Annotated in this window: 12 protein-coding genes, 2 tRNA genes and 1 pseudogene; 8 read left to right on the top strand and 7 right to left on the bottom strand. The window is 37.4% G+C overall.

Annotation, left to right across the window (positions count from 1 at the left end; genetic code table 11):
• Positions 1-703: 703 nt before the first annotated feature.
• From MW688_RS16990 to MW688_RS16975, 4 genes are all read right to left on the bottom strand, one after another.
• Entirely contained in the window at positions 704-835 is a 132-nt protein-coding gene (locus tag MW688_RS16990) for a hypothetical protein (RefSeq protein WP_486737201.1), read from the bottom strand.
• A gap of 11 nt (positions 836-846) precedes the next feature.
• Complete coding sequence (locus tag MW688_RS16985) at positions 847-975, bottom strand: hypothetical protein (protein ID WP_486737200.1); 129 nt, start codon at positions 973-975, stop codon at positions 847-849.
• 64 nt (positions 976-1039) lie between these two features.
• The gene (locus tag MW688_RS16980) at positions 1040-1270 is read right to left on the bottom strand and encodes a hypothetical protein (protein WP_486737199.1); all 231 of its coding nucleotides are present in this window, start codon (positions 1268-1270) and stop codon (positions 1040-1042) included.
• A 74-nt stretch (positions 1271-1344) separates the two neighbouring features.
• On the bottom strand, positions 1345-2394 hold the full coding sequence (locus MW688_RS16975; RefSeq protein WP_486737198.1) for a YbaY family lipoprotein: 1050 nt from the start codon (positions 2392-2394) through the stop codon (positions 1345-1347).
• A 118-nt stretch (positions 2395-2512) separates the two neighbouring features.
• Here MW688_RS16975 and MW688_RS16970 point away from each other — a divergent pair, with 118 nt between their 5' ends.
• The 5 genes from MW688_RS16970 to MW688_RS16950 all read left to right on the top strand — a co-directional run bounded on the left by MW688_RS16970 (position 2513) and on the right by MW688_RS16950 (position 4406).
• Positions 2513-2773, top strand: coding sequence for a CRR7 family NDH-1 assembly protein (locus MW688_RS16970; RefSeq protein WP_486737197.1), 261 nt, complete (start codon positions 2513-2515; stop codon positions 2771-2773).
• 76 nt (positions 2774-2849) lie between these two features.
• Entirely contained in the window at positions 2850-2990 is a 141-nt protein-coding gene (locus tag MW688_RS16965) for a hypothetical protein (protein WP_486737196.1), read from the top strand.
• A 113-nt stretch (positions 2991-3103) separates the two neighbouring features.
• Positions 3104-4171, top strand: a complete 1068-nt coding sequence (locus tag MW688_RS16960; RefSeq protein ID WP_486737195.1) for a hemolysin family protein — start codon at positions 3104-3106, stop codon at positions 4169-4171.
• A 67-nt stretch (positions 4172-4238) separates the two neighbouring features.
• Positions 4239-4320, top strand: a tRNA-Tyr gene (locus tag MW688_RS16955).
• Positions 4321-4334: 14 nt separating this feature from the next.
• Positions 4335-4406: transfer RNA gene (locus MW688_RS16950), tRNA-Thr, on the top strand.
• 31 nt (positions 4407-4437) lie between these two features.
• Here MW688_RS16950 and MW688_RS16945 read toward each other — a convergent pair.
• On the bottom strand, positions 4438-4992 hold the full coding sequence (locus MW688_RS16945) for a Uma2 family endonuclease (protein WP_486737194.1): 555 nt from the start codon (positions 4990-4992) through the stop codon (positions 4438-4440).
• A 335-nt stretch (positions 4993-5327) separates the two neighbouring features.
• Entirely contained in the window at positions 5328-5627 is a 300-nt protein-coding gene (locus MW688_RS16940) for an ArsR/SmtB family transcription factor (protein ID WP_486737193.1), read from the bottom strand.
• A gap of 305 nt (positions 5628-5932) precedes the next feature.
• Between MW688_RS16940 and MW688_RS16935 the strand changes: the two genes are divergently transcribed.
• The 3 genes from MW688_RS16935 to gatC all read left to right on the top strand — a co-directional run bounded on the left by MW688_RS16935 (position 5933) and on the right by gatC (position 9471).
• Entirely contained in the window at positions 5933-7927 is a 1995-nt protein-coding gene (locus MW688_RS16935) for an FAD-dependent oxidoreductase (protein ID WP_486737192.1), read from the top strand.
• A 683-nt stretch (positions 7928-8610) separates the two neighbouring features.
• Positions 8611-9132, top strand: coding sequence for a photosystem I assembly protein Ycf3 (locus MW688_RS16930; protein ID WP_486737191.1), 522 nt, complete (start codon positions 8611-8613; stop codon positions 9130-9132).
• Between the two features lie 42 nt (positions 9133-9174).
• Complete coding sequence (gene gatC / locus MW688_RS16925; RefSeq protein ID WP_486737190.1) at positions 9175-9471, top strand: Asp-tRNA(Asn)/Glu-tRNA(Gln) amidotransferase subunit GatC; 297 nt, start codon at positions 9175-9177, stop codon at positions 9469-9471.
• 2 nt (positions 9472-9473) lie between these two features.
• Here gatC and MW688_RS16920 read toward each other — a convergent pair.
• Positions 9474-9656, bottom strand: a pseudogene (locus MW688_RS16920) (hypothetical protein); the annotation flags it as partial.

Raw genomic sequence — 9656 nt, 5'->3', positions numbered from 1 at the left:
CTGCCCAACCTACAGGCTACCTACAGGCTACCTTCTTACTTCAAAACTCGTTACTTCAAAACTCATTACTCATCTAACGGTGCGTTACGCGCAGAGGGGAGTTCGCCCCTTTAGTAGTATAAAAATAATTTTATAGAGCATAGCTTGAGTAGGGGCGCTCATACTTGCGCCCTGGTTGGAATGTAGAATTAAGTGTTACTACCTCTATAATGTTGGGTTTCGTTACCAAGGGCCCAACCTACAGGCTACAGGCTACCTTCTTACTTCAAAACTTATTACTTATTACTCATCTAACGGTGCGTTACGCGCCGCAGCGCTAACGCACCCTACTCATACTTTTTTATAGAGGATATCTCCATTCGTGTAACGGAGCGCTAATTATCTAGTATTTAGAAGCTTATCTGTTTAATTAGTTACAAAGTATATATCTATCAGGCGATCGCTTATCTTAAAATTAGGCGATAAAAAACAACAAATATTTATATATATATTTATCCTAAGTATTTGGGATTGGGGCTTCGCCAAGTGCCACTCAAAAAAGTCAACTATAATAAATAAAATAATTAGCGACTCCACTTGGTACATTAATATAAGTATCTTAACTACATCTAAAATTTAGAGAGTGATAGGAGAAATAGCCTCAATATCTGGATCATGACCCCCAATTTGATTAGTACGTAAAACCCAAACACTAGCGCCATATTTAAGAAAAATTCGTCAAAGGATCCTTAATTACTGTAGCGCTTCCGTAGGAAAAGTGACCAAAAAAGATTGGCGTAGCTGCCGCCGGTTCCCGTTTTTTCCCGCCAATGCCGCCATAGACGTGAATTAGCAAAGCGCGATCGCCTAGTTGCCAATAATTTTCCCCTTTGGCGCTACTGCTTCACTCCATGCTTGCTTGCGAATAAATTGATAACCCTGCTTATTACTAGTAATTAACTGTTGAGGTTGTAGTCTCAACAAAGACCGAGGCAACCAAGACCTAACTACAAACAGGCCATTTACATCTTTGGCGCCATAGATATACCATCCCTGGCTATTAAAAGGTAAATAGTATAGCGTTGAGTAGAATACTAAAGACGAAGCGTATCGGTTTAACTTGGTTGATAAAAAGTATGATTCCTTGACCTATTCCTAGGGAAATACCCGCCAGCAAAACTATGATAATTGCTAACCATAATGCTTGTGAGTACTTAACTAGGGAAATATAACTATCTGCTTGTAGAGATAAAAATCCCCAGATTAACTCACTAATACTCTGATTTTCCATGTATCAATAATGGAGTTTGAATTGGCGCGATCGCAGTGATTATCTTTAACAACTTGAAGTTATTATTCTTCAGTTTACTCTGATAATCTGGTAAATCGCATCGGTTGTTCATAACCTTCTGAATCAATTAATAAATATGGTCCTTCTATACGTATACTTTGAGCTTTTTTTAAAGCTTCAAAATAATTTTTCTCTTGATTCATCACCGCTTCTGGACACATTTTTCTAGTTGAACCAATTTCACTCACATTTAATTGAGTTTGATTTAATTCGTAGCCAGCAAAGTAAGAATTACAGCCCCCATTACCTCCTAAACTTTCTTCACTATTAAACACCAACGTAGTTTGAAGGTAGTCCATGACTCCTCGGCCGTTTAAGTCTTCTAACAGCCATTTACTACTTCTTATTTCTTCTGCTAAAGATTTACTAGCAACTCTTTCGAGTATTAGATTCGCCTCTGTAGAATTGCCTCGGGTAATAACTGGATACATCGTGGTAGTAGTAAAAGCTAGTTGATCTTCAATTCGTATCTCAGCACGAACTACATAAGTATTTGATTCTTTGATTTCACTTTCATCATAAGTTAATTCAAAGGGGATGGGTACTTGTTGCTTGTCAATAGTAATGGTTTGAGAGTTTATCTCAGTTGCGGCTACATCCTGACGAGATACATCTAATAACTTAACTTGGATTTGACTCCCACTTGGTAGAGCAATTCTTTCACGATAGGTAACTGTACCTGTAACTATTCCTGTATTCATCTTTTCTGTAATTAGAATTCCTAAATCTAAGGGTTGATTGCCTATAGTAATAGAGCAAGAATCAGAAGTAGAGGGGATAAATAAGCTAACAATTTGTTCTCCTCTGATATTAGTATAGGTAGTACCATTATCTGAAGATTCTATTTGAGCTTGTGTGTTTAACCAGTTTATTTGGTCTTGACGGTTAGTAGCAAGCATTTTTAACTCTTGATTTTCCCTATAAATGCGAATAGTATTTTTATTGGCTTCACAGAGGGCAATATTTTCTGATTCTCCTAAGACTTGTTGATTGCTAAATAACTCTACAAGGGCAATAAATACTAAGCTTATACTTAGATAGTAAATATATTTTTTTGTGTTCATTAACTTTTAACCTCAAATTTAAAAAGGCGATCTCCCCTAACCAGAAAGATGATAATCTTATAAAAATTATGCTACCTTAAGATTAAACAAAATTTAATTTAGCTTAAATTTGGGATTTATGCCAGACTCAATCATGTACCAAGAAGAATCATACTATGTGGTTCTCGAACCTAATCTGCCAGAACAATTTCTATCTTACCCAGAATTACTAGCTAAACTAAAACAAGTAATTATTACTCATCAAGATGATTTACCCCGAGAATTAGAAAAGTTAACTTCAGTAGAAGCACAAGCTGAACTTCTGTTAAAAAATTATTGCGATTTTGATTTAGGCCCCGGTGAATATTTACAATGGTATGCAGTACGTTTAGAAAAGTAAACCCAATTTCGTTTCTAAATGGATAGACTATAAACTATAAGAAGATTAATTGCATCATTAAAAGGAAGTGAAGTTCATGTCTGACCTTAACCGTGGAATTATGAAATTTGATGGCGCTGATAAACCAGCCCTTGTTGCTATTTCAGCCGTTTTAATTTTGGGTAGCATTATCGCTCTCATTATCTGGGCTTTGAAATCTGCCTACATTGTTAATTAACTGTTTAATTAAACAGTTAATTAAACAGTTAATTAACTTTGGTAATAAGTTTTGTAATAAATTGTCTGAGATAGTTTTGATTTTTGACACATATTTTAATTAATTTTTTAACCTTGCCATCAGAATCTCGCCCTCTGTTGGGAGAAGTCTGGTTAGATATTACGGTTTTAGTGGTGATGCTGTTTCTCTCGGCTTTTTTTGCCGGTTCTGAAACAGCAATTACTGCTTTTGATAATTTAAAATTACGAGGTTTAATTAAGAAACAAGGAGACCCAACAGGAATATATCGTCTAGTTCTGGAAAATCGCAGTAGATTTATAACTACCTTGTTACTCGGTAATAATTTAGTTAATAATTTTTCAGCTATTATCACCAGTAATTTATTTGCTATCTGGCTAGGAAATGCGGGATTAGGAGTAGCAACAGCAGTAGTCACCATAATTGTGTTAATTTTTGGTGAAATCACACCCAAGTCTCTAGCAATTGTTAACTCTAAACCTATTTTTCTAGCTTCAGTCCGGCCAGTTTTTTGGTTATCACGAATACTATCTTGGTTAGGGATAATATCTGCCTTTGAATTTATCACCCAAAAAATAATCAATTTATTCCAAAGTAAATCAGCTAGGGTTATAGGGACAGGAGAATCCCTCAATGACTTGCAGTTGATGATGGAGTTATTGATTGTCAAAGGTCAATTAGATTTGTCTAAACATGATTTATTTAACAAAGCTTTATCACTAGATGAGTTAATGGCTAAGGATTTAGTTAAGCCAAGATTTGCCATGCAGACAATTTCAGCAGAAGCAACATTGGAATCTTTAGTTGATTTATGTTTAGATACAGGGTATTCCCGTATCCCTGTTCAAGAAGCCACTAAAGATAAAATTATCGGTATTATTAATCTAAAAGCTACTTTGAGATATCTAAAAAATCTGCCTCCTGAAACTGCTACCCAAGTGAAGGTAACAGAAATAATGGATTCACCTCTTTATGTTCCAGAAACTAAAAGAGTGAGTAATTTGCTCAGAGAAATGCTGCAAAAACATTCACACATGGTAATTGTGATTGATGAGTATGGAGGGACTCTCGGATTAGTGACTTTAGAGGACCTTTTAGAAGAATTAGTAGGGGAAATTTACGATGAAAGTGACTTCTCTCTTCCCGTGGAACCGGAAAAATAAACTTGATGGGAAAATTCATTGACAGTAACTAAAAAGAGTGTTATTATAAATAATCGTGGAACTAAATGGGTCGATGCCCGAGTGGTTAATGGGGGCGGACTGTAAATCCGCTGGCTACGCCTACGCTGGTTCAAATCCAGCTCGGCCCATCTTTACACAAAGTGCCCGTGTGGCTCAGTGGTAGAGCACACCCTTGGTAAGGGTGAGGTCACGAGTTCAATCCTCGTCACGGGCTCTTTATTAAAGCTCTTACTCTAACACTTTCTTTAAAGGAAATATTTTTCTACTTCTAAAAGGCTTTTGCCAAAACAACTATTCACAATTGTGGTAACGCGATCGCTGTTTAAGTTAGACAGAGAATTGCTTGTCGTTAATTCTAAATAGTCTGAATTACTATAAACAAAGAATCTAATTTTATTGTTTTCCCACAGCCAAACTTCTCTAATTTTTAAGTATTGATATTTGGTTAAATCGTCGATACTCCCTGAAGTTAGATTTATTTCTACTGCCAAATCAGGCTGGTTTTTGTCTATCTCAAAACAGTAAGCAACGTCAGGTTGTTTCCCTTCTTTTCCTTCTTCTTTAAGAGTGGTTTGATTGTAAGGAAACAGTGCCAGATTATTTTGACGGCAGTAAGTCCAAATAAATGCTCTAAGATAATCAGCAATCAATTCATGGTTACGTCCTGGAGACACGATTGTAATAACTCCGTTGCGAAATGAGACTCGTTTACTCGGCAAATCTAAACTAATATATTCAGCCCAAGTCGTCTTAGTAATTGTGCTAAGGCGATCGCTTTCTTGTGTTCCAATACTTAACATTTTTACTCAGGGCATCTAGTTACTGTTATTATTTACTAATTTACAATATTCATAAGTTTTTCAACACCATCTTTCCAACCTTTAACCCACAGCGATAAGAGTGCGAGATCTCGCCAACTCAGACCAAAGCATCTTTATCCAAAGTTACTTGTGGTGGTTGAGTTTTGAAGTTTTGAAGTTTTGAAGTAATGAGTTAAAGAATTGATTCTAACCTCTTAAAAATTGATTCTCGCCTGTTGGCGAATTTCAGTACTTTTGTATTTGCGTGCAAGATCTAAGGAACGCGCACCAAGCTTTTGATGCCTAAAAAGGTTTTTGATTACCACAATACTCTGTTAAAACTCTGATAAGTATCGCTCAAGTAAGCTAAATTGGTTGGGATTTAGTTTGTAATATACCCAACGTCCTTTTTGTCTACTACTTACTAAATCAGCTTCTCTAAGGGTTTTTAGATGAAAAGACAGTTTTGATTGAGATGCCTGCAAAGCATCACATAATTCACATACGCATAATTCTTTTTGCTTGAGTAAGTCTAGGATTTTTAGCCGTAGAGGCTCAGAAAGTGCATGAAAACAGCTTGCTGCACCGTATATTTCTTGAGTTGATGATTGTACGATTAATGGCAATTTAGACATAATCTTGATTTTTATAACGTCATTAGTTGAATTTAAAGACCTGTAAAGCTTTATTAAAAAATTAAATTAAGTAAGCTACGAAGGTTTAGTTAGGCTAATTTTCCCAAAAGTTCAATTTCTAAACTACAAAGTGGACTTCACTAAATTTTTCTGAAACGGTTGGATTCTCTCATATATATTTAATCATCTATTTGATCTTTTCGCTTCTTACTGATGATATATATTAATAGCATAACATTTTTAGTCTAATATTGTTGATAAGTTAACTAAGTTTTTTAGTTATGTAAGTATTTAAAAAAATAATTATGATTATTGAAAAATTTCTATACTTAGTTGTTTTGTTAATTTTAAGTTTCACCGGAATTAAAAGCGTAAAAGCTGAAACAGCAACAAATATAGACAAAAAGATTGAATGTGACATTTTGGTAATTGGAGGGGGATTAGCAGGGACTGCCGCCACCTATGAAGCTTTGTTGGCAGGGAAAAAAGTCTGTATGACAGAAATAACTGATTGGGTAGGAGGGCAAATTTCCGCCCAAGGCACATCAGCTTTAGACGAGAAAAGCACTCAGCGATGGCTGTTGTGGTATTCTCAGGGATATTTAGAATTAAGAGAAAGAATTACTAATCACTACGGTAAACTTAACCCGGGAGATTGTTGGGTAAGTGAGTCATGTTTTCTGCCAAAAGATGGACATTTACTGATTATGGAGCAACTCCAAGAAGCAGAGAAACAAGGAGAAGGGGAATTAATCTGGTTACCATCAACAGTAATTAAAGAGTTAGAAATATCTTCTCAAGGGAATTGGATTGAAGGGGCGATCGCCATTCAACATCAACCAGGAGATAATGCGCCACCCTTGAACACGTTTCCCCTATCAGAAACAATTGCTGACTGGTATGAATACGAAGATTCAGATTACTTTAAGAAAACAATTATCCGTTTAGCACCCTCAGAGGAGAACAAAGGGAATTGGTATATAATTGAAGCCACAGAAACTGGAGAAATAATTGGTTTAGCAGATGTGCCCTATCGCCTAGGGATTGATCCGCGCTCCCACTATGAACCCTCCTCCTCTAGTGTCACACCAGACCCCTATTGTACCCAAGGATTCACTTATACCTTTGCCATGGAAAAAACCGCCAGTATGCAGAGGTATCAAATGCCACCACGTTACTTAGACAATGCCCACTACTATAGTTATGAACTGCCTCGCTTTGCTAATTTCGACTTACTTTTTACCTATCGCCGCATTTTAAGTGTAGAAGAGGGGGAAAAAACCAACTTTGGCGGCATTATCTTTACAACTCCCACAGTAGGGGATATATCCATGCAAAATTGGACTTGGGGTAATGATTATCGTCCGGGGAATCCTGAGGATAACTTAGTTTACACCAGAGAACAACTAGCCGCAACCGGACAACTAACTCCAGGAGGTTGGAAAGGTGGACTACGTATTCAAGCGTTACAAGAGGCAGAAAAACACGCCAAAGGATTTTTTTACTGGTTAGTTATGGGCACCACAGACTCTCAACTAGGCGCGGGAGTAAAGACCCCTAACCCCTACTATATATTTTTAACAGGCAAGGATAGTCCTATGGGAACTATTCATGGTTTATCTAAGTATCCCTATATCCGTGAAGGAAGAAGAATTATCGGCCGTCCTTCCTTTGGCTATAATTCTGGTTTTACCATCAGGGAAATTGATATATCTCGCCGCGACTACCAAACCGCCTACTATCGAGAAAATCTTGACCCCAACACCTATAGACTCCTACAAGTTATCTTGTCAGGATTAGAAGGAATTGATGATAAAAATAATAACCAGACGTTTCCCAGACGCCAGAGGTCAACAATTTACCCAGATGCAGTAGGAATTGGTCATTATGCCCTTGATTTTCATCCCTGTATGAATGAAAGTCCTCCCACTGCCTACGGAGTTACAGAAAGAAGTGGGGAAAGAAGAGGGGGTGGGGATACTTATCCTTTTCAACTACCATTAAGAGCGATGATTCCTCAAAAAATTGATAACTTATTAGTAGCCGGAAAAAGCATTGCTACCAGTCATATTGCCGCGGCAGCCTATCGAGTTCATTCCTTTGAATGGTCTAGTGGTGCTGCTGCGGGTATTACAGCAGTGTTTGCCCTGGAGGAAGATATTATCCCTTACCAATTAGTAGAGAGTATGCCACGGCCGAGTGAGGAATTACAACAATTACGCCAGAAGATTGCTGAGTCAGGGAATCCCATAGCTTTTCCCGATACTTCTATTTTTAATGAAGACTGGGAGGATTGGTAGTTTATCTCAGATCTTGCATCTTTACCTAATGTTACTGGTTGTGGTTGAGTAATGAGTAATGAGTAATGAGTAATGAGTTAAAGAATTAATGTTATACCCTTAGGAGACAAAGTTTGTAGGGTGCGTTAACGAAGTGTAACGCACCATAAGTTTATGAAACTACCCACTATCCTTTAGTATGAGTAGGGTGTGTTAGGGCGAAGCCCGTAACGCACCAAATTATGTCAGTAACCTGTAGGCTGGGTTGACTCAGACCAAAGCATCTTTACCGAAAGTTACTGGTTGTGGATGAATTATGAGTTTTGAAGTAATGAGTAATAAGTAACGAGTAAGAAGTCTTGAAGTCTTGAAGTACTAAGCTTTGAAGTCTTGAAGTAAGAAGTTTTGAAGTCTTGAAGTTTTGAAGTTTTGAGTTAAAGAATTAATGCGATCGCCCTTAAAAATTGGTTGACCAAAAAGGCTTATTCAGACTAGATTTTGTAGGTTGGGTTGAGGCACGAAACCCAACATTGATGTTTAATTAATGATATAATTAAATATTGATGCAAATCCTTAAAAACCCTCTTTCTCCTAATTTGGTTAACACTACAACGAGCACTGCGATAATTAGCCAATGGTCTATTGTATAATCGAGAGGTAAAGTCAAAATAAGCAACTTTTAAAAAGAAAGAGCATTAATAACTATGCCAAGAACTCAACGTAACGATAACTTTATTGATAAAAGTTTTACAGTAATGGCAGACATTCTGCTAAAAGTTTTTCCTACCAACAAAAAATCTAAAGAAGCTTTCGCCTATTATCGAGATGGTATGTCCGCCCAAGCTGAGGGAGAATACGCTGAAGCTTTACAAAACTACGAAGAAGCCCTTAAACTTGAAGAAGATAGTAATGACCGCAGTTATATTCTCTACAATATTGGTTTAATACACACTAGTAATGGTGAATACGAAAGAGGGTTAGGATACTATCAACAAGCCATTGAGTTAAATCCCCAAATGCCTCAAGCCTTAAATAATATTGCCGTAGTTTACCACTACCAAGGGGAAAGAGCCAAAGAAAATGGCCAATCTGACGAAGCTGAAGCCCTATTTGACAAAGCAGCAGAATACTGGAAACAAGCAATCCGTATTGCCCCCAATAACTATATTGAAGCTCAAAACTGGTTAAAAACTACCGGACGTTCTGAAATAGATGTATTTTTCTAACAGAACTAGTATAGTATTCGAGATAGTTTACAGGCATATTCAATGATTGATAAAGAACAAGTCAAAAAAGTAGCTAACTTAGCTCGTTTAGATTTGACTCCAAGTGAAGAAGAACAATTTACTACTCAACTAAATAGTATCTTAGAATATTTCGACCAGTTGAGTGAATTAGATACAACAGATGTACCACCTACTACCCGGGCTATTGAAACTAGCAATATTACTAGAGAAGATATCCTTAGGGTAGATGTAGACCCAGAAAAGATGTTAGCAATAGCACCAGAAAGAGAAGATGAATTCTTCCGAGTTCCACAAATTCTCAGTAGCGATGAAGGTTAGCATCAGACTTTAGGGCGCAAGTCTGGGGATGGGCGCAAGTCTGGGGATGGGCGCAAGTCTGGGGATGGGCGCAAGCCTGGATATGGGCGCAAGACTGGATATGGGCGCAAGTCTGGATATGGGCGCAAGCCTGGATATGGGCGCAAGCCTGGATATGGGCGCAAGCCTGGATATGGGCGCAAGCC

This window comes from Johannesbaptistia floridana, from assembly GCF_057440575.1.
Note: the sequence above shows the minus strand (reverse complement) of the source record. Positions and strands in the feature narration are given on the sequence as shown.